Raw genomic sequence first — 17,972 nt, 5'->3', positions numbered from 1 at the left:
ACGCTGCGCACCATCCCCCAATCCGTGCCGCTCCGCACGACAGGCGACTCCAGGAGGCGACGTGACGAATTCGACCGTTCTTTCATGCACGCGAGGCTCGACGGCCGACGTGCCGGCGCGCGACCGGATGGCGTACTGGGATGCATTCAACGCCGCGACGCTGGTCGGCCTGCGCTGCTCGTCGCTGTCGCCGGCCGGGCTCGAGGCCGAGAAAACCGATCTCGCGCTGCCGGGGCTCGGCGTCGCCGACATCAGCGGCCGCGATCACGTGATCGAGCGCAGCCCCGCGCTGGTGCGTCAACTGCCGAAGGAGTCGCTGTTCGCGTGCCAGATCCTGAGCGGTCGCGCGTATTTCATCCAGCGCGACCGGTGCCTGCTCGCGGAAGCCGGCGATGTCGTCGTGTACGACACGCGCGTGCCCTATCTGTTCGGATTCCTGACGCCGATGCGGCAGCTGCTGGTGGACATTCCGATCACCACGTTCGACGACCGCTTCGACGCGGCGCTGACGGCGCTGCCGCTGCGGATCGCGCCGAAACCGGGCGCGGGCGCGATGCTCGGCGCGACGCTGCGCGCGAGCGTCGAGCGGTTCATGAGGGATCCGGTCGAGGAGGACTCAGCCCGCTTCGTCGAACATACGCGCACGCTGGTCGCGGAGCTCATCGACGCGGAAGTGAACGGCGCGGGCGCATCGCGCGCGTCGCTGTCGTACCTGTTGACCGCGAAGCAATACATCGCGACGCATCTCGGCGACCCGGAGCTCGGGCCGCAGGCGGTCGCCGATGCGGTCGGGCTGTCGTTGCGGCATCTGAGCCGGCTCTTTGCCGCCGAAGGCGACTCGATCACGCAGCACATCTGGTCCGAGCGGCTGTCGCATGCGCATCGCGAACTGGTCGATGCGCGCCTGCGCAAGACGAGCATCGGCGAGATCGCGTTTCGCTGGGGGTTCTCCAGCCAGGCGCACTTCAGCCGTGCGATTCGCGAACGCTACGGTGCGTCGCCGATGGCGCTGCGTAACGCTTGTTGAAACAGTGGAGCCGGTGTTGAAGCGGCGCGTGGTTCATGCGCCGTTTTCGTTTTTATTGTGTTTTCGTCGTGGCGGGGGGCGGCAGCGTGTTCGTGTTGATTGTCGCTTGTCGCCTGTTGCCTGACACGATGCGCGGCATCGCCGACGGATAGCGGACGCATCGCAGATCCGCAATCCGTCGATCCGTTGAACCGCGAACTCCGCGGTCCAAGTCGCCGCCCGGCCGCAAACGCCCTCACACCGCGCTGGCCTCGTCGATCTTGCGGATATCTTCGTCATCGAGCTTCACGCGGATCGCTTCGCCGAGCAGCGCGAGCTGCGACAGCGACGTCGCGCTCGCGATCGGCGCGGTGATCGTCGGCCGCGCGATCTGCCATGCGAGCGCGATCGCGGCCGGTTGCGTGCCGTGCTTCGCCGACACGTCGTCGAGTGCCGCGAGAATGCGCAGGCCGCGCGCATCGAGATAGCCGGCGACGCGATCGCCGCGCACGCTCTTCTTCAAGTCGGCCTCGCTGCGGTACTTGCCCGACAGGAAGCCGCTCGCGAGTGCGTAGTAGTTGACGACGCCGAGTTTGAGATCGCGCACGACCGGTTCGAGATCGTGCTCGTATTCGGCGCGGTCGATCAGGTTGTATTCCGGCTGGATCACCTGGTAAGCCGGCAGGCCGTCGCGCTTGCTGATGTCGGCGGCTTCGCGCAGGCGCGCGCCGCTGTAGTTCGACGCGCCGATGATGCGCACCTTGCCCGCGTCGATCAGCGTCTGGTAGGCGGCGAGCGTTTCCTCGAGCGGGGCCGTGTCGGCGAGATCGCGGTGCGAGAAATACAGGTCGATGTAGTCGGTCTGCAGGCGGCGCAGCGAATCGTCGGCGGCCTTCAGAATGTTGTCCTTCGACAGGCCCGCGCGCGCCTCGAGCAGGCCGACCTTGGTCGCGATCACGACCTGGTCGCGCTTGCCGGAGCGCTTGAGCCACTTGCCGATGATTGTTTCCGATTCGCCGCCGCTGTTGCCGGGCGCCCAGGCCGAATAGACGTCGGCCGTGTCGATGAAGTTGATGCCGGTGTCGGCCAGCGCGTCGAGCAGCGCAAACGATGCGTTCTCGTCGACGGTCCAGCCGAAGACGTTGCCGCCGAAGGCGAGCGGGGAAACCTGGATGTCCGACGTGCCGAGGGTGCGTAGTGCCATGTTGCTCTCCTGATGCTGCGGGGTGAACGGGATTGAACGGCGGGACCGGTCGAGTTGAATGCGACGGGATGGCGGAGGGGCGACGCGCTTTCGCCGTTGTCGCGGGATGCTCGAATATTCTCGCGCATCGACCGGGATCGTGCAGCGATCACGCGGCCGCGGTGACGGAGGACTTGCGGCGGATGACGGACGAATCATCCGCTATGTGCACCATCCGTGCGACTGCGTTCGATCGGGAACCGAATTTTGCCGTAGTTGGGCGCGGCAGCGGACGGTCGAGAGGCGGGTGGAAACCGGCGTTCTGTGACGCAGCATCGGAGCGGAACGAAACACGGGCGGCTAGTGGCCGCCCGCGATCGGTCAATCATCAAGCGTCACCGCAACTGCACGGCCGCGAGAAACAGCACCATGCTGCCGATCGCGCCATCCAGCACGCGCCATGCAACGGCCTTGCGAAACCACGGCGCGAGCAGTCGCGCCCCGTATCCGAGCCCGAGGAACCACACGAGGCTGACCGCCATCGCGCCGATCGCGAACGCGAGGCGCGCGCCTTCCGGCTCGCGCGCACCGGCCGTGCCGATCAGCAGGAACGTATCGAGATAAACGTGGGGGTTGAGCCACGTGAACGCGAGCGTCATCAGCACGATCGCGACCGTGCTCTGCGGCGGCGGCGCGACGGCGTCGCCGCGCACGTCGAGCGTTTCGTGTCCAGGCTTGAACGCCCGGCGCAGCGCGTTGAAGCCGAACCATGCGAGATAGGCGAGGCCGACGTACAGCACCACGTGGACGAAGGTCGGATAGCGTTCGACGAGCACCGACGCGCCGCCGACGCCCGCGCCGATCAGGATCATGTCGGACAGCGCGCACAGCAGCACGATCTTGCCGACATGCGAGCGCATGATGCCTTGCCGGAGCACGAATGCATTCTGCGCGCCGATGGTGACGATGAGCGACCCGCACAGGGCGGCGCCGTGGGAAAAAGCGATCCAGTTCATGATGGGGAAAGGTGAAGCCGTAGACGGGGGAATCAGTTGGCGCTAGTCTGCGGTCAGCCGAAACATAAGGGAAGCTAATTCACCTAATGCTGATTAAGGAAATCTAATGCTCGACTACGCGTTGCTCGACGCCCTGGCCGCGGTGATCCGGCACGGTTCATTCGAACGGGCGGCCAAGGAGCTGAACGTCACGCCGTCGGCGGTATCGCAGCGCGTGAAGCTGCTGGAGGAGCGCGTCGGCAGCGTGCTCGTCAAGCGCGGGCAGCCGTGCGTCGCGACGACGTCCGGCGCGCTTCTATGCCGGCATACGGAACGCGTGCAGTTGCTCGAGGCCGAACTGGGCGGCCGGATGCCCGCGTTGCCGGGCCAGATCGCGAGCGCGTGGCCGACATTGCGCGTGGCCGTCAACGACGACAGCGTCGCGACCTGGTTCATCGACGCGGTCGGGCCCTTCTGTACCGAGCGCGAGACCTTGCTCGACCTCGTGATCGACGACCAGGACCATACGGCCGCGCGCATTCGCGACGGCAGCGTGCAGGGCGCGGTGACCGCGCAGGCCGAGCCGATCCAGGGATGCCGGTCGACGCGGCTCGGGCGCATCCGCTATCGCGCGGTGTGTTCGCCGGCGTTTTACGACCGCTATTTCGGCGCGGGCATCACGCGCGATGCGCTGCGCCGCGCGCCGTGCGTGATGTTCAATCCGAAGGACGGCCTGCAGGCGCGCTTCATCCGGCGCGTGACGCGTGCGGATCTCGATCCGCCGCAACACTGGATCCCGCACGTGGCGGGCTATCTGCGCGCATGCGAAACGGGGCTCGGATGGGGAATGTGCCCGGACCGGATGGTCGATCGCCAGCTGGCGGCGGGCGAACTGGTCGACATGTCGCGCGGGCGGACCGTCGATATCGAGCTGTACTGGCAGAGCTGGCGCCTGTCGATCGGCTGGCTCGACGACTTCAGCGCGGCGCTCAAGACGCGTGCCGCGCTGTTTCTCGACTGATCGAAGCGGGAGAGGTGAGAGGGGCGCGAGAAGCGGGCGGCGGCGCGCAGGTCGCGCGCCGCGCGGGGTCAGACGTGATGAAGGCCGTCGAAATCGACGATCTGCACGAGGCGGCCCTGCATTTCGATCAGGCCGCGCTTCTGGAACTTCGACAGCGTGCGGCTGACCGTTTCGAGTGTCATGCCGAGATAGCTGCCGATGTCTTCGCGCGTCATCCGCAGGTTGAATTCCGACGGCGAATAGCCGCGCTTCAGATAGCGTGCCGACACGTCGAGCAGGAACGCGGCCACGCGTTCTTCCGCGTTCAGCGAACCGAGCAGCATGGTTTGCGACGTTTCGCGCACGATCTGCTCGCTCATCAGCTTGTGCATGCGCAGCTGCATCGTGCCGGCCTCCGAGCAGAGCGACTTGAGCGCGCTGTACGGAATCACGCAGACCGAGCTGTCTTCCAGCGCGACCGCGGTGCGCGGGTGGGTATCGTCGCAGATGCCGTCGAGGCCGAGCGCTTCGCCCGCCAAGTGCAGGCCGGTGACCTGTTCACGGCCGTCGTGGCGCGTGGCGACGGTTTTCAGCGAACCCGAACGCACGGCGTACAGGTTGTCGAACGTGTCGCCTTCGCGGAACAGCGCTTCGCCGCGCTTGACCGGCCGCGCCGCGCAGATGACCGACTCGAGGCGGCTGAGCGCTTCGGGTGCGAGGCCCTGCGGCATGCACAGATGCCGCATGGCGCACGACGAGCAGTGCGGGGCCTGGCGGGGAGCCGCCCGGCTGCCTGCATGGAACGGGGCCGCGGGGCGTGTGGCGACGGGCGTCAGCATGATCGTTTACTCCGGCGTTGAATCGATGAAATCATTGTCCCACCGCAAGTTGCCGCCGTCGGGTGACAAAACGTCGCGACCGCGCGCGCATGCCGCAGGCATCGTAGCGGCATGCTGGCACGGCATGCATGCCGCACGTGTGCGCTGCGCACGCTGCTGCTCAGAGATCCTGATCGGCGTCGGCATGCGCGGCGGCCGGGATCAGCAGCACGGGCAGCGTCGCGTGCCGCACGCACTGTTCGGCGATGCTGCCGAGCACGAGGCGACGGAACCCGCGGCGGCCGTGCGTGCCGAGCACCAGGAGATCGGCGCCGAACGCTTTCGCCCCATCGAGGATCAGCGTCGACACGTCGTTGATCGACGACGCCTCGCTCATCACCGTCGCGCCCTTCACGCCGGCCGCCTGCATCAGCTTCGTGAAATCCGCCGCGAGCGCATTGCCTTGCGCGACGAGCTGATCGCGCAGCACGGACGGGTCGTAGCCCGGCACGTTGTAGTAGATCGCGGCGTTCTCGACGACGTAGAACGGTTGCAGTTCGGCACCGTGCTCCTTCGCGAGCGCGAGCGCGGCATCGAACGCGTGGCGGGACGTGTCGCTGCCGTCGATGGCAACCAGAATGCGCTTGTACATAGTGTCTCCGAGTGGCGGGTTGGACGAAAGTCGGCCGAATGGCCGAGTGGGCCCTGCGTTGCTGCGAGGCAGAGTAAACCAACGGCAGGGACTCTGCAGCGACGTGCCGGTCGTCGCGATCGCGGCGCTTAGGCCGTCGCGGCGGCGCGTAGCGACCGCGCGCCATGCGCGCGCTGCATGCCGCGTTTCGCGATGAGCGTGACGCGCGCGACGGTTGGCCGCGCGCAATGACAGCGCGCGCGTCGAGCGAATACCAGCTCCCCCCACCGGTCACGGCTGCCCGGCATCGTGCGGCGGCGCGGCGCGGCGCAGCGTGCGAGCACGTCCGGCCCGCACGCCGGCGTCATCGACGTATGCCGACGACCACCTGACGAACCGCTAGCCTCGCCCTCCATTGGAGCGCATCCGCGTCGCGACGGCGTGACTTCGATCAACGCCCGTGCATCGGCGTTGCCGAGGATTCGACGCCCGATATCGCGAAACCGAGAATGCCGAACCCGGCGCTGATATCGATACCACAGCCGATCCGAACGATCGCGCTATCGACGACACATCGACCGCAAACCCGGCACGCATCCGCCACCGACCCCGCCGCTCCACCCCGCCCCTCGAACGACCGATTCAAACGCCGCACGCGCTACTCCGGCACCGTCGTGATTTCGATCACCCGTTCCGGCCGGCGTCCGTGGCCGGGCCAATACGCGCTGCCGTACATCCGATGAATCGGGCCGAACGGCTCGTCGGCTGCGCGCGACGGCGCGTGGAACCCTTTCTCGATCACCATGTAGCCCGCACGCAGCGCGAACGCCGGATGATTGCCGCCGGGCCGGCTGTCGAACCCGGCGAAGCCGTCGGCGCCCTCGGGCACCGCGTTGACGAGCGACGCGTTGCTGCCCGTGATCTGGTCGGGCGAGAACGCGAGGCCGCTTGCGAGACGGGCAGCCTCGCGATTCTTGCCGTCGGTATCGACGGTGCTGTCGTGCGTATCGTCGTTGTCGAGTTCGATGCTGCGCGGGTGCACGGCGCGCCCTTGAGCTGACGTTTCCATCGCGGCTCTCCTGGCGGCGAAGCGCTCCGGATCGAAGCAAGTCCCGTTCCGGGCAAGACGGGAAAACGGCGCGCGGGCGATCGCCGCGATCGCCGGGCGCGCGCTGATTTGTCATGATTTATTTCAGCTAGAACCGCCGTTTTCTACAGAGTATGATTCTTTTCCTGCGAAGCGGCGACAGGGGATGCAGTCTCGCCGCCTCTGCCCGCACGGGGACGTCGCAGCACCCTTAAAGACGGGTAGCGAACAACAAACAAGGGACTAGAGGTGGCGGATTCATGCAAGCGACTACTGCTTTCACGCACCGCGGTTATCTGTTGAACTGCGCGCCCGCGCGCGCCAGTGACGGGTCGTTCAAGCCCTACGTCGTGATCTCCCGATCGAGCGACGGGGAACTCGTCGCGAACCGCTTTTTCCCGACCGAGCTCCAGTTCAACGACGAAGGCGACGCGATCGCGCACGCACGCGACTGGGCCGTGCGCTGGATCGACGCGAGCAGCATCACGATCTGACGCCGTCGCGCGGCGCCGGCATCGACGTTGGCCGTCCGGCCGACCCCCCGGCGTGCCGCTGCCGGACGAAAACGCGGTAATCTTGCGGAACCCGTTACTTTATTAGCGGCCGTGCGATCGAGCGCGGCTGCCTGCATTGGCATATGTCGACATCACCCGTCCGTCAGTGGGGCCTCGAGGAAATCGTCGCCGGCTTGCGCGAGTCGCGCGAGGAACTCCATCGCACGCGTCATCCGCGCGGCATCCGCGAGCTGCCGTCGCGCGACGCGATCTGCAAGATTGTCACCGGCCTGCGCGCGTCGATGTTTCCGACGCACTACGGCGCGCCGGATCTGACCGACGAAAGCGTCGACTATTACGTCGGCCATACGCTCGAAAGCACGCTGAGGGTGCTGTCCGAGCAGGTTCGCCGCGCGCTGCCGTTCCTGCCCGAGCATGCGGACACGCCGTTCGCCGAGCTCGACGAACGCGCGTTCGAGATCGCGCGCGAGTTCGGCCGGCAGTTGCCGTCGATTCGTGCGCTGCTCGTCAGCGACATCCAGGCCGCGTATGCGGGCGATCCGGCCGCGCAGCACATCACCGAGATCCTGCTGTGCTATCCCGGCGTGCTCGCGATGATGCACCATCGGCTCGCGCATGCATTGCACCAGCTTGGCGTGCCGCTGCTCGCGCGATTCATCAATGAAATCGCGCACTCGGCCACCGGCATCGACATTCACCCGGGCGCGCGGATCGGCCCGAGCTTCTTCATCGATCACGGCACCGGTGTCGTGATCGGCGAAACCGCGATCATCGGCGAGCGCGTGCGCGTGTATCAGGCCGTCACGCTCGGCGCGAAGAGCTTCCCGGCCGATGGCGAAGGCGCGCTGGTCAAGGGCAATGCGCGGCATCCGATCGTCGAGGACGACGTGGTGATCTACGCGGGCGCGACGATTCTCGGCCGCGTGACGATCGGGCGTGGCTCGGTGATCGGCGGCAATGTGTGGCTCACGCACAGCGTGCCGCCCGGCACGAGCGTCGCACAGGGCAAGGTTCGCGAAGGCGGCAGCGCCGAGAAGCCGTAACGCGGCGCGCGAACGGCGCCGCTCATCGGAGGTCAGTGCTTGCCGGCCGGCGAGCGATGCTTGTACAGCACGTCCTGGTCGACGCGAATCAGGTTCTGCCCCGCGTCGACGACGAAATCCACGCCGTTGTAGGCGCTGCCCGTTAGCAACAGGATCGCGCTCGCGACGTCTTCCGGGCCGGCGATGCGCTCGAGCGGCGTCGATGCGCGGCTCGCATGTTCGAAGTCGGCTTGCGTCTGGTCGTCGCTCGGCAGCATCAGCCCGGGGAACACCGCGTTCACGCGCAGCACCGGCGACGACGACAGCGCGAGCATCTGCGTGAGGTTGCCGAGCGCTGCCTTCGCGACCGTGTAGCTGAAATGGTCGCGGTGGAAGTTTTCCTTGATCTTCTGATCGACCACGTTCACGACGACGCCCTGCGTGCCGGCCGCGCGGGCCCGTTCGTAGAACGCGCGCGTGAGCAGGATCGGCGCGCGGCAGTTGACGGCCCACGCCTGGTCGAACGCCGCGAGGTCGAAGCTCGGAAAGTGATCCTGCCAGAACACCGACGCGTTGTTGACCAGCACGTCGAGGCGGCCGAAGCGCGCATACACCTGGTCGATCAGCGCGGTGATCTGCGCGGCATCCGACAGGTCGGCCTGCAGCGCGACGGAGTCGTGCCCGCGTTCGGCGATCGTGCGGGCCGCCGCATGCGCGGCATCGGCCGAGCGGTCGTAGTGGATCGCGGTGCGATAGCCGTGCGCGGAGAAATACTCGGCGAACGCGCGCCCGGCCCGGCGCGCGGCGCCGGTCACGAGTACGACCGGCGCATTCGCCGCTTGCTTCGTGGACTGCATTACGTATTCGTCAGGTTGACTGAAGAAGGATTCGCGACGATCGACAGGAATTCGCGCCGCGTCGACGGGTCGGTGCGGAACGTGCCGAGCATGCGCGACGTGACCATCTCGACCCCCGGCTTGTGGATGCCGCGCGTCGAGATGCACTGGTGCGCGGCTTCGAGGATCACGCCGACGCCTTTCGGCTGCAGCACGTCGAACAGCGTGTCGGCGATCTGCACGGTCATTTTTTCCTGGATCTGCAGGCGCTTCGCGAACGCATCGACCAGACGCGCGAGCTTCGAGATGCCGACGACGCGATGGTTCGGCAGATACGCGACGTGCGCGCGGCCGATGATCGGCACCATGTGGTGTTCGCAGTAGCTCTCGAAACGGATGTCCTTCAGCACGATCATCTCGTCGTAGCCGTCGACTTCGCTGAACGTGCGCGCGAGGATCTCGCGCGGCTCCAGCGCATAGCCGGCGAAGAACTCCTCGTACGCGCGCACCACGCGTGCGGGCGTGTCGAGCAGGCCTTCGCGGGCGGGATCGTCGCCGGCCCAGCGCAGCAGCACGCGAACGGCTTCCTCGGCTTCTTTCCGGCTCGGGCGGGATGCGACCGGCTCGGGCCGCGCGGTTTTTTTACCCATCTAGTGGCTCCATCGAATGCGGCCGCCTGCGGCGGCGCGAATATCCGGTCATTGTTTCATGCTTTCGCGGCGCGTGTCTGCGGGCCGCCGCTCACCTGGCTTCACTTCGGCCACTCGTCCTGCTCGTCGTTGAACAGCGACGCGACCACGCCGCGCAGCCACGCGGTGCGCGGATCGTTGTGGAACTTGCGGTGCCAGTGCTGCTTCAGGTCGAAGCGTGGCAGCGGCAGCGGCGGCTCGACCGGCACGATGAACGCGTGCTCGGCCGCGTACGCATAGCCGATCGCATGCGGCACCGTCGCGATCAGGTCGGTGCGGCTGAGGATGAACGGCAGGCTCATGAAGTGCGGCGTCTCGAGCACCGCGCGCCGGTGCATGCGCTGCTTCGCGAGGTATTTCTCGAGCACCTCCTGGCTGCGTCCTTCGGCGCGCACGACCGCGTGCCCGCAACCGAGAAACTGCTCGACCGTGAACGGCGGCGCCTGTTCGAACGGATGGCCGCGTCGCATCAGGCAGACGAACCGGTGCGTGAACAGCCGCTGCTGGAAGAAGTTGTTGCCGTCGAGATCGGGGAAGTAGCCGACCGCCAGATCGATCGAGCCGGCTTCGAGGCCGCGGCCGACTTCGTCGTGCGCGGGCGAGACCGAGCGCAGGTTCGCATGCGGCGCGCGCGTCGCGAACGCCTGCAGCAGCTTCGGCAGAAACACGATCTCGCCGACGTCCGACAGCGCGATCGAGAACGTATGCGTGCTCGCCGCCGGATCGAAGTCGTGCGGCGCGACGAGGCCGCGCTCGATCTGCGCGAGCGCGTCGCGCGCGGCCGGCAGCAGCGCGAGCGCGCGCGGCGTCGGCTCCATCCCGCGCGACGTGCGCACGAACAGCGGATCGCCGAAATACGCGCGCAGGCGGCCGAGCGCCGTGCTCACGCGCGGCTGGCTCACGCCGAGCAGGTCGCCGGCGCGGCTGACGTTGCGCGTATCGTCGAGCGCGACGAGGTAGGGAATGAGGTTCAGATCGAGCGTGTCCATCGTCATGCCAGTATCTAGAAAGCGTATACAACATATCTCCTGAATCGCGTTGCTGCATAGTCGGGAAAGCGCTCAAATGTGTTCCATTACTCGAACCAATGTTCAGGAGACGAACAATGCGCACCCAGGTCGCCATCATCGGCGCCGGTCCGTCCGGCCTTTTGCTTTCCCATCTGCTGCGCCTGCAAGGCGTCGATACCATCCTCGTCGAAGCGCGTTCGCGCGAATATTGCGAGAACCGCATTCGTGCCGGCGTGCTGGAACAGGGCACCGTCGACACGCTGAACGAAGCCGGCCTCGGCGAGCGGATGCGCCGCGAAGGGCTCGAGCATCACGGCATCGAGCTGCTGTTCTCCGGCCAGCGCCATCGCATCGATTTGAGCGCGCTCACCGGCGGTCGCGCGATCACCGTCTACAGCCAGCATGAAGTCGTGCGCGACCTGATCGCAGCCGGCGACGCGCATGGCCACGCGATGCACTTCGAAGTCACCGACGTCGCGCTGCACGATGTCGAGAGCGAGCACCCGTTCGTCACGTTCAAGCACGCGGACGGCCGCGCGGACCGCATCGACTGCGACTACATCGCCGGCTGCGACGGCTTCCACGGCATCGCGCGCCAGACGATTCCCGCCGAGCGGCTGAACACGTTCGAGCGCGTGTATCCGTTCGCATGGCTCGGCATCCTCGCCGACGCGGCGCCGTCGCTCGACGAACTCGTCTACGCGCATCACGAGAACGGCTTCGCGCTGTTCTCGATGCGCTCGCCGACGGTCACGCGACTCTACCTGCAGTGCAAGCCCGACGAAAACCTCGCCGAATGGTCCGATGCGCGGATCTGGGATGAACTGCACACGCGCTTCTCGAACGACACCGGCTGGACGCCGACCGAGGGCCGGATCACGCAGAAGAGCGTGACGCCGATGCGCAGCTTCGTCTCGGAGACGATGCAGCACGGCCGCCTGTTCCTCGCCGGCGACGCCGCGCACATCGTGCCGCCGACCGGCGCGAAGGGGATGAACCTCGCGGTGGCCGACGTCCGCGCGCTGTCCCGGGCGCTCGGCGCCCGCTACCGCGACGGCGACGCGACGCCGCTCGAGCGCTATTCGGCGACCTGTCTCGAACGCGTGTGGCGCGCCGAACATTTCTCGTACTTCATGACGAACATGCTGCATGCGTCGCCGGACGACTCGCCGTTCGTCAATCGCCTGAAGTTTGCCGAACTGAAATACGTGACGCGTTCGCGGGCCGCCGCCCAGTCGCTGGCCGAAAACTACGTTGGCCTGCCGTTCGACGACCAGCCGACCCCCGAGGGATCCCGCCTTGACAACGCGCTGTGCGCGACTCTATGATCGGCCATCGTTCGCTAATCGAATCTCGGTTCGAATAGCGAACAAATACCGAAGGTCGACAACGGCCTCCGGCGCGGCACGCGGCACGCGCGTGTCCCCTCGACAGGCCGCGCATCGTGCCGCGGGTTCGTATCAGGAAGAGACATGGTCAACAAGATTTTCGAATCGCTTCAATCGGCGGTCGCGGACGTCCACGACGGCGCGACCATCATGATCGGCGGCTTCGGCACGGCAGGCATGCCGTCCGAGCTGATCGACGCGCTGATCGAGCAGGGCGCGCGCGGCCTGACGATCGTCAACAACAACGCGGGCAACGGCGAGACGGGCCTCGCGGCGCTGCTCAAGGCGAAGCGGGTGCGCAAGATCATCTGCTCGTTCCCGCGCCAGAGCGACTCGCAGGTGTTCGACGCGTTGTACCGCGCGGGCGAGATCGAGCTCGAGCTCGTGCCGCAGGGCAACCTCGCGGAGCGGATCCGCGCGGCGGGCGCCGGCATCGGCGGCTTCTTCACGCCGACCGGCTTCGGCACGAAGCTCGCGGAAGGCAAGGAAACGCGCGTGATCGACGGCAAGTCGTATGTGTTCGAGGCGCCGATCCACGCCGATTTCGCGCTGGTGAAGGCGTACAAGGGCGACCGCTGGGGCAATCTCGTGTACCGCAAGACCGCGCGCAACTTCGGGCCGATCATGGCGAGCGCCGCGAAGGTCGCGATCGTGCAGGTGTCGGAAGTCGTGCCGCTCGGCGGGCTGAACCCGGAACACATCGTGACGCCGGGCATTTTCGTGCAGCGTGTCGTCGAAGTGCCGCAGGCCGCGCATGCGGCCGAGCTGGCTGCCGAACGTGCCACATCCCAAGCCGCCTGACTGCCCCGAGGAATTCGAAATGAAACGACTGACCCGCGATGAAATGGCCAAGCGCGTCGCCCAGGACATCCCCGAAGGCGCTTACGTGAACCTCGGCATCGGCGTGCCGACGCTGGTGGCGAACCACCTCGATCCGAGCAAGGAGATCTTCCTGCACAGCGAGAACGGCCTGCTCGGCATGGGCCCGGCGCCCGCGCCCGGCGAGGAAGATGACGAGCTGATCAACGCCGGCAAGCAGCACGTGACGCTGCTCACCGGCGGCGCCTATTTCCACCACTCGGATTCGTTCGCGATGATGCGCGGCGGCCATCTCGACTACTGCGTGCTCGGCGCGTTCCAGGTGTCGGCGAACGGCGACCTCGCGAACTGGCATACCGGCGCGCCCGATGCGATTCCGGCCGTCGGCGGCGCGATGGACCTCGCGATCGGCGCGAAGCAGGTGTTCGTGATGATGGAACATCTGACGAAACAGGGCGAGAGCAAGATCGTCGCGCAATGCTCGTATCCGGTCACCGGCGTGCAGTGCGTGAGCCGCATCTATACCGATCTCGCCGTGCTCGACGTGACGTCCGACGGCCTCGCGGTGAGCGAGATCTTCACCGACCTGTCGTTCGACGAACTGCAGAAGCTGACCGGCGTGCCGCTGATCGACGCGACGCGCAAGGCTGCGGCCTGAACGGCAAGCGTGCCGGCGCGCGCGATCGAGCGCACGCCGGCACGCTTGGGTAGACAATAGGCGCACGCCGTTTCCCCAATCTGATGCCATGCTCGAAGACAGCGCCCGCCTGACCTCCCTCATCTGCGGCACCGAGCCGCTCAACCGGATCTGGTCGCCCCGCGCGACGATCCAGCGGATGCTCGACGTCGAAGCCGCGCTCGCGCGCGCGCTCGCCGCGCAGCAGGTGATTCCCGCTACCGCGGTCGCGCCCATCGAACGCGCGTGCGACGCCGATCGGCTCGACGCCGACGCGCTCGCGCACGGCGCGGCGCTCGGCGGCAATCTCGCGATTCCGCTCGTCAAGCAGCTCACCGCGCAAGTGAAGGCCGACGACCCCGAGGCCGCGAAGTTCGTGCACTGGGGCGCGACGAGCCAGGACATCATCGATACCGCGACCGTGCTGCAGCTGCGCGATACGCTCGACGTGCTCGAGCCGCTGCTCGACGAAGCGTGCGCGTCGCTCGCGACGCTCGCGCGCACGCATCGCGCGACACCGATGATCGGCCGCACGTGGCTGCAGCAGGCGCTGCCGATCACGCTCGGCCTGAAATTCGCGCAATGGCTCGATGCGCTGCTGCGCCATCGCGCGCGCTTCGCCGAATTGCGCGAGCGCGCGCTGGTGCTCCAGTTCGGCGGCGCGGCCGGCACGCTGGCGAGCCTGCGCGAGCATGCGGCCGGCGTGAGCGCCGCGCTCGCGGCCGACCTGAAGCTCGCGGTGCCGGCCGTGCCGTGGCATACGCAGCGCGACCGCATCGCGGAAGCCGCGTCATGCTTCGGGATGCTGACCGGCACGCTCGGCAAGATTGCGCGTGACGTGTCGCTGCAGATGCAGACCGAAGTCGGTGAGCTCGGCGAACCGGCGGCCGCCGGCAAGGGCGGCTCGTCGACGATGCCGCACAAGCGCAATCCGGTCGGTTGCGCGGCCGTGCTGACGGCCGCGGTGCGCGCGCCGAACCTCGTCGCGACCGTGTTCGCGGGGATGGTGCAGGAGCACGAGCGCGCGCTCGGCGGCTGGCAGGCCGAATGGGACGCGCTGCCCGACCTCGCGCGCCTGACCGGCGGCGCGCTCGCGCAGATCGCGCAGATCGTCGCGGGCCTCGACGTGAACACCGAACGCCTCGCCGCGAACCTCGACCTGACGCACGGGCTGATCCTCGGCGAAGCCGTGATGCTCGCGCTCGGCGACCGGATCGGCCGGCTCGATGCGCACCATGTCGTCGAGCATGCGTCGAAGGAGGCCGTGCGCACCGGCGCGACGCTGTTCGACGTGCTCGCCGCCGACGCGACCGTATCGGCCCACCTGTCGCGCGACGCGCTCGCGCGGCTGCTCGATCCCGCACATTACGTCGGCGAGGCGCAGGCCTACGTCGACGCCGTGCTCGCGCTGCACACGCAGCACGCGAGCCCGAAACAACCAGGAGAACACTGATGCCCTTCGCCACTGTCAACGGCGTGAAACTGCATTACCGGATCGACCGTGCCGCGCGCGACGACGCGCCGTGGCTCGTTTTCTCGAACTCGCTCGGCGCCGACCTGCAGATGTGGGCGCCCCAGATTCGCCCGCTCACGCAGCACTTCAACATCCTGCGCTACGACACGCGCGGCCACGGCCATTCCGATGCACCGGCCGGCTCGTACACGGTCGACCAGCTCGCGGGCGACGTGATCGGCCTGCTCGACCACGTCGGCATCGATCGCGCGCACTTCTGCGGGATCTCGATGGGCGGCCTGACCGGCGCCGCGCTCGCCGCGCGCTTCCCGTCGCGCATCGTGCGCGCCGTGCTGGCGAACACCGCCGCGAAGATCGGTTCGCCGGAAGTATGGGCGCCGCGTGCGCAGAAGGCGCGTGCCGAAGGGATGGCCGCGCTCGCCGACGCCGTGCTGCCGCGCTGGTTCACTGACGCGTTCGTCGATCGCGAGCCGCGCCTGTTCGATGCGATCCGCGACACCTTCGTGCATACCGACAAGGACGGTTACGCGGCGAACTGCGACGCGCTGAACGCGGCCGACCTGCGCGAGGAAGTGAAGGGCATCGCGCTGCCGGTGCTCGTCGTGACCGGTGCGAAGGACATGTCGACGCCGCCCGACCTGGGCCGTGCGCTGGCTGCCGCGATTCCCGGCGCGCGCCACGTCGAATTCGACGCCGCGCATATTTCGAACATCGAGTGCACCGACGGTTTCAACCGCGCGCTGCTCGACTTCCTGACCGCGTGAGGCACTGACGATGGACGACCAGCAACGTTATGAAGCAGGGATGAAGGTGCGTCGCGCGGTGCTCGGCGACGCGCACGTCGACCGTTCGATCGAGAACCGCACCGAGGTGACCGACGAATTCCAGAACCTGATCACGCGCTATGCGTGGGGCGAGATCTGGACGCGCGACGGCCTGCCGCGCCATACGCGCAGCCTGTTGACCATCGCGATGATGGTCGCGCTGAACCGCGGCGAGGAACTCGCGCTGCACCTGCGTGCCGCGCGCAACAACGGCGTGACGCGCGACGAGATCAAGGAAGTGCTGCTGCAGACCGCGATCTACTGCGGCGTGCCGGCCGCGAACTCCGCGTTCCATCTCGCGGACAAGATCTTCAAGGAACAGGATGGGGCCGGCTGAACGCCGGCGGTGATCCGGTCGCACGGCCGCCGATGCTGGCGCGCCGTGACGATCGACAAGCGCGCCGGCGGCGAATCGGTGCGTGAACGAAGGCAAGGCGCGGCCACGAGGCCGCGCTTGTTGCATATATCAATGTTGGATGGGACCGAAGCGACCGCTCAAGCGTCAGTTTCGGCCGACAAGGAGACTAGCGATGAATCGCACAACCGTGGTCGATGTCCAGACCTTCATCAACGAGCAGCCGTTCGGCGGCTTTCAGTGGCTCGTATTCCTGATGTGTTTCGTGATCGTGCTGCTCGACGGCTTCGATACGGCCGCGATCGGCTTCATCGCGCCGTCGTTGCTCGGCGAATGGAACCTCACCAAACCCGATCTCGCGCCCGTGCTGAGCGCCGCGCTGTTCGGCCTCGCGTGCGGCGCGCTCGTGTCGGGCCCGTTGTCCGACCGTCTCGGGCGCCGCTCGCTGCTGCTCGGCTCGGTATTCCTGTTCGGCGTCGCATGCCTGATGTCTGCGTTCTCGAACACGATCGGACACCTGACGATCCTGCGTTTCATCACCGGCGTCGGGCTCGGCGCCGCGATGCCGAACGCGGTCACGATGATGGGCGAGTTCTGCCCGGACAAGCGCCGCGCGACCGTGATCAACCTGATGTTCTGCGGCTTCCCGCTCGGCGCGGCGTTCGGCGGCTTCCTCGCCGCGTGGATGATTCCGCATTTCGGCTGGCGCAGCGTGCTGGTGCTCGGCGGTGTGACGCCGCTGCTGCTCGGCGTGCTGTTGCTGCTGAAGATGCCGGAATCGGTGCGCTTCATGGTCGCGCACGGCCGGAGCGTCGACCGAATCCGCACGACGCTCTCACGGATTTCGCGCGACGCGCTGAACGCCGGCTCGTTCGTGATGACCGAAACCGCGCCGCAGACCGGCAGCAAGGGGCTCGGCGTCGTGCTGTCGCGCTCGTACATCGTCGGTTCGGTGATGCTGTGGCTCGCGTACTTCATGGGCCTCGTGATCTTCTACGCGTCGATCAACTGGATGCCGATCCTGCTGAAGGACGCCGGCCTCACGCCGAAGAGCGCGACGCTGATCTCTGCGCTGTTCCCGCTCGGCGGTGTCGGCGCGGTGCTGTGCGGCGTGCTGATGGACCGCTTCAACGCGAACCGAGTGATCGCCGTGTGCTACGCGCTGACCGCGATCAGCGTGTATGCGATCGGGCAGGCGGCGGGGAATGTGGGGCTGCTCGTGCTGGTCGTGTTCATCGCCGGCGTGCTGATGAACACCGCGCAATCGTCGATGCCGGCGCTCGCCGCCGCGTTCTACCCGACCGAAGGGCGCGGCACGGGCGTGGCGTGGATGCTCGGTGTCGGCCGCTTCGGCGGGATCGCCGGATCGTTCCTCGTTGCGGAGCTGACGCGCCGGCACTTTTCGTTCGCGGGTGTGTTCGGGACGATCGCGGTCGCGGGCCTGCTCGCGTGCCTCGCGTTGTTGATCAAGCAGATGGCGCGGCCGCATGGCGTCGCGCAGCCGGGCGGCAAGATCGAGTCGCTCGGGCATTGAGCGCAATCGGGGCCGGGGCGATGCGCCGGCTCCGCGTGGGTCGCGGTGGGTCGGAAGACGGCCGACGCGTAACAGCAGACCGGGCCGCGTCAGCGGCCCGTTGATTTCAC

19 protein-coding genes are annotated in these 17,972 nt (G+C 67.4%); 11 read left to right on the top strand and 8 right to left on the bottom strand.

What is annotated here, in order from left to right; all coding sequences use genetic code 11:
* Positions 1-61 precede the first annotated feature (61 nt).
* Positions 62-1,027 carry a helix-turn-helix domain-containing protein gene (locus tag ABIC50_RS10535; protein WP_354163591.1) on the top strand — a complete coding sequence of 322 codons (966 nt, stop codon included), beginning with the start codon at positions 62-64 and terminating at the stop codon, positions 1,025-1,027.
* Positions 1,028-1,262: 235 nt separating this feature from the next.
* Here the strand turns inward: ABIC50_RS10535 and ABIC50_RS10530 are convergent, their stop codons facing one another.
* Both ABIC50_RS10530 and ABIC50_RS10525 read right to left on the bottom strand, forming a co-directional pair.
* Positions 1,263-2,210, bottom strand: coding sequence for an aldo/keto reductase (locus tag ABIC50_RS10530; protein WP_011659941.1), 948 nt, complete (start codon positions 2,208-2,210; stop codon positions 1,263-1,265).
* A 374-nt stretch (positions 2,211-2,584) separates the two neighbouring features.
* Positions 2,585-3,205: a LysE/ArgO family amino acid transporter gene (locus ABIC50_RS10525; RefSeq protein ID WP_105833562.1), complete on the bottom strand. Its 621-nt coding sequence runs from the start codon at positions 3,203-3,205 to the stop codon at positions 2,585-2,587.
* 106 nt (positions 3,206-3,311) lie between these two features.
* On the opposite strand from ABIC50_RS10525, the gene ABIC50_RS10520 reads away from it, so the two are divergent.
* Positions 3,312-4,205: a LysR family transcriptional regulator ArgP gene (locus ABIC50_RS10520; protein WP_011659943.1), complete on the top strand. Its 894-nt coding sequence runs from the start codon at positions 3,312-3,314 to the stop codon at positions 4,203-4,205.
* A gap of 68 nt (positions 4,206-4,273) precedes the next feature.
* Here ABIC50_RS10520 and fnr read toward each other — a convergent pair whose 3' ends face one another.
* From fnr to ABIC50_RS10505, 3 genes are all read right to left on the bottom strand, one after another.
* The gene (gene fnr, locus ABIC50_RS10515) at positions 4,274-5,023 is read right to left on the bottom strand and encodes a fumarate/nitrate reduction transcriptional regulator Fnr (protein ID WP_126226341.1); all 750 of its coding nucleotides are present in this window, start codon (positions 5,021-5,023) and stop codon (positions 4,274-4,276) included.
* A 160-nt stretch (positions 5,024-5,183) separates the two neighbouring features.
* Positions 5,184-5,654 carry a universal stress protein gene (locus ABIC50_RS10510; RefSeq protein ID WP_105833564.1) on the bottom strand — a complete coding sequence of 157 codons (471 nt, stop codon included), beginning with the start codon at positions 5,652-5,654 and terminating at the stop codon, positions 5,184-5,186.
* A 637-nt stretch (positions 5,655-6,291) separates the two neighbouring features.
* Positions 6,292-6,702, bottom strand: coding sequence for a DUF3005 domain-containing protein (locus ABIC50_RS10505; protein ID WP_342611666.1), 411 nt, complete (start codon positions 6,700-6,702; stop codon positions 6,292-6,294).
* Positions 6,703-6,980: 278 nt separating this feature from the next.
* Here ABIC50_RS10505 and ABIC50_RS10500 point away from each other — a divergent pair, with 278 nt between their 5' ends.
* Together ABIC50_RS10500 and epsC are read left to right on the top strand one after the other, a co-directional pair.
* The gene (locus ABIC50_RS10500) at positions 6,981-7,214 is read left to right on the top strand and encodes a hypothetical protein (protein ID WP_011659947.1); all 234 of its coding nucleotides are present in this window, start codon (positions 6,981-6,983) and stop codon (positions 7,212-7,214) included.
* 143 nt (positions 7,215-7,357) lie between these two features.
* Complete coding sequence (gene epsC, locus ABIC50_RS10495; protein ID WP_175733803.1) at positions 7,358-8,278, top strand: serine O-acetyltransferase EpsC; 921 nt, start codon at positions 7,358-7,360, stop codon at positions 8,276-8,278.
* Between the two features lie 32 nt (positions 8,279-8,310).
* On the opposite strand, the gene ABIC50_RS10490 is transcribed toward epsC, so the two are convergent.
* The 3 genes from ABIC50_RS10490 to ABIC50_RS10480 form a co-directional block, all read right to left on the bottom strand.
* Positions 8,311-9,114, bottom strand: a complete 804-nt coding sequence (locus tag ABIC50_RS10490; RefSeq protein WP_354163589.1) for an SDR family oxidoreductase — start codon at positions 9,112-9,114, stop codon at positions 8,311-8,313.
* Positions 9,114-9,743, bottom strand: coding sequence for a GTP cyclohydrolase I FolE (gene folE / locus ABIC50_RS10485; RefSeq protein ID WP_011659950.1), 630 nt, complete (start codon positions 9,741-9,743; stop codon positions 9,114-9,116). Before folE ends, ABIC50_RS10490 begins: the two co-directional genes overlap by 1 nt.
* Before the next feature lie 101 nt (positions 9,744-9,844).
* Positions 9,845-10,771 (bottom strand): LysR family transcriptional regulator, encoded by a 927-nt coding sequence (locus ABIC50_RS10480; protein ID WP_011659951.1) that lies wholly within the window; start codon positions 10,769-10,771, stop codon positions 9,845-9,847.
* 116 nt (positions 10,772-10,887) lie between these two features.
* On the opposite strand from ABIC50_RS10480, the gene pobA reads away from it, so the two are divergent.
* From pobA to ABIC50_RS10445, 7 genes are all read left to right on the top strand, one after another.
* Positions 10,888-12,120, top strand: a complete 1,233-nt coding sequence (gene pobA / locus ABIC50_RS10475) for a 4-hydroxybenzoate 3-monooxygenase (RefSeq protein ID WP_105833570.1) — start codon at positions 10,888-10,890, stop codon at positions 12,118-12,120.
* Between the two features lie 144 nt (positions 12,121-12,264).
* Complete coding sequence (locus ABIC50_RS10470; protein ID WP_354163587.1) at positions 12,265-12,981, top strand: 3-oxoacid CoA-transferase subunit A; 717 nt, start codon at positions 12,265-12,267, stop codon at positions 12,979-12,981.
* A 19-nt stretch (positions 12,982-13,000) separates the two neighbouring features.
* Complete coding sequence (locus tag ABIC50_RS10465; RefSeq protein ID WP_006749279.1) at positions 13,001-13,657, top strand: CoA transferase subunit B; 657 nt, start codon at positions 13,001-13,003, stop codon at positions 13,655-13,657.
* 88 nt (positions 13,658-13,745) lie between these two features.
* Positions 13,746-15,128 carry a 3-carboxy-cis,cis-muconate cycloisomerase gene (locus ABIC50_RS10460; RefSeq protein ID WP_354163585.1) on the top strand — a complete coding sequence of 461 codons (1,383 nt, stop codon included), beginning with the start codon at positions 13,746-13,748 and terminating at the stop codon, positions 15,126-15,128.
* Positions 15,128-15,913, top strand: a complete 786-nt coding sequence (gene pcaD, locus ABIC50_RS10455; protein ID WP_175659894.1) for a 3-oxoadipate enol-lactonase — start codon at positions 15,128-15,130, stop codon at positions 15,911-15,913. Before ABIC50_RS10460 ends, pcaD begins: the two co-directional genes overlap by 1 nt.
* 10 nt (positions 15,914-15,923) lie before the next feature.
* The gene (gene pcaC / locus ABIC50_RS10450; RefSeq protein ID WP_006756643.1) at positions 15,924-16,310 is read left to right on the top strand and encodes a 4-carboxymuconolactone decarboxylase; all 387 of its coding nucleotides are present in this window, start codon (positions 15,924-15,926) and stop codon (positions 16,308-16,310) included.
* Between the two features lie 193 nt (positions 16,311-16,503).
* Positions 16,504-17,862, top strand: a complete 1,359-nt coding sequence (locus ABIC50_RS10445) for an MFS transporter (RefSeq protein WP_011659955.1) — start codon at positions 16,504-16,506, stop codon at positions 17,860-17,862.
* The last annotated feature ends 110 nt before the right edge of the window (positions 17,863-17,972 follow it).

The sequence above is a fragment of the Burkholderia sp. 567 genome (assembly GCF_040545115.1).
Lineage (GTDB): Bacteria > Pseudomonadota > Gammaproteobacteria > Burkholderiales > Burkholderiaceae > Burkholderia > Burkholderia ambifaria.
This window is presented reverse-complemented; position numbering and strand designations above follow the sequence as displayed.

Excerpts from the sequence above, each read along its gene's own strand:
- ABIC50_RS10505 (WP_342611666.1), bottom strand. The coding sequence starts at position 6,702 with ATGGAAACGTCAGCTCAAGGGCGCGCCGTGCACCCGCGCAGCATCGAA.
- ABIC50_RS10460 (WP_354163585.1), top strand. The coding sequence starts at position 13,746 with ATGCTCGAAGACAGCGCCCGCCTGACCTCCCTCATCTGCGGCACCGAG.
- pcaD (WP_175659894.1), top strand. The coding sequence starts at position 15,128 with ATGCCCTTCGCCACTGTCAACGGCGTGAAACTGCATTACCGGATCGAC.
- fnr (WP_126226341.1), bottom strand. The coding sequence starts at position 5,023 with ATGCTGACGCCCGTCGCCACACGCCCCGCGGCCCCGTTCCATGCAGGC.
- ABIC50_RS10500 (WP_011659947.1), top strand. The coding sequence starts at position 6,981 with ATGCAAGCGACTACTGCTTTCACGCACCGCGGTTATCTGTTGAACTGC.
- epsC (WP_175733803.1), top strand. The coding sequence starts at position 7,358 with ATGTCGACATCACCCGTCCGTCAGTGGGGCCTCGAGGAAATCGTCGCC.
- pcaC (WP_006756643.1), top strand. The coding sequence starts at position 15,924 with ATGGACGACCAGCAACGTTATGAAGCAGGGATGAAGGTGCGTCGCGCG.
- pobA (WP_105833570.1), top strand. The coding sequence starts at position 10,888 with ATGCGCACCCAGGTCGCCATCATCGGCGCCGGTCCGTCCGGCCTTTTG.
- ABIC50_RS10520 (WP_011659943.1), top strand. The coding sequence starts at position 3,312 with ATGCTCGACTACGCGTTGCTCGACGCCCTGGCCGCGGTGATCCGGCAC.
- ABIC50_RS10445 (WP_011659955.1), top strand. The coding sequence starts at position 16,504 with ATGAATCGCACAACCGTGGTCGATGTCCAGACCTTCATCAACGAGCAG.
- folE (WP_011659950.1), bottom strand. The coding sequence starts at position 9,743 with ATGGGTAAAAAAACCGCGCGGCCCGAGCCGGTCGCATCCCGCCCGAGC.
- ABIC50_RS10465 (WP_006749279.1), top strand. The coding sequence starts at position 13,001 with ATGAAACGACTGACCCGCGATGAAATGGCCAAGCGCGTCGCCCAGGAC.
- ABIC50_RS10490 (WP_354163589.1), bottom strand. The coding sequence starts at position 9,114 with ATGCAGTCCACGAAGCAAGCGGCGAATGCGCCGGTCGTACTCGTGACC.
- ABIC50_RS10480 (WP_011659951.1), bottom strand. The coding sequence starts at position 10,771 with ATGGACACGCTCGATCTGAACCTCATTCCCTACCTCGTCGCGCTCGAC.
- ABIC50_RS10510 (WP_105833564.1), bottom strand. The coding sequence starts at position 5,654 with ATGTACAAGCGCATTCTGGTTGCCATCGACGGCAGCGACACGTCCCGC.
- ABIC50_RS10525 (WP_105833562.1), bottom strand. The coding sequence starts at position 3,205 with ATGAACTGGATCGCTTTTTCCCACGGCGCCGCCCTGTGCGGGTCGCTC.
- ABIC50_RS10470 (WP_354163587.1), top strand. The coding sequence starts at position 12,265 with ATGGTCAACAAGATTTTCGAATCGCTTCAATCGGCGGTCGCGGACGTC.
- ABIC50_RS10530 (WP_011659941.1), bottom strand. The coding sequence starts at position 2,210 with ATGGCACTACGCACCCTCGGCACGTCGGACATCCAGGTTTCCCCGCTC.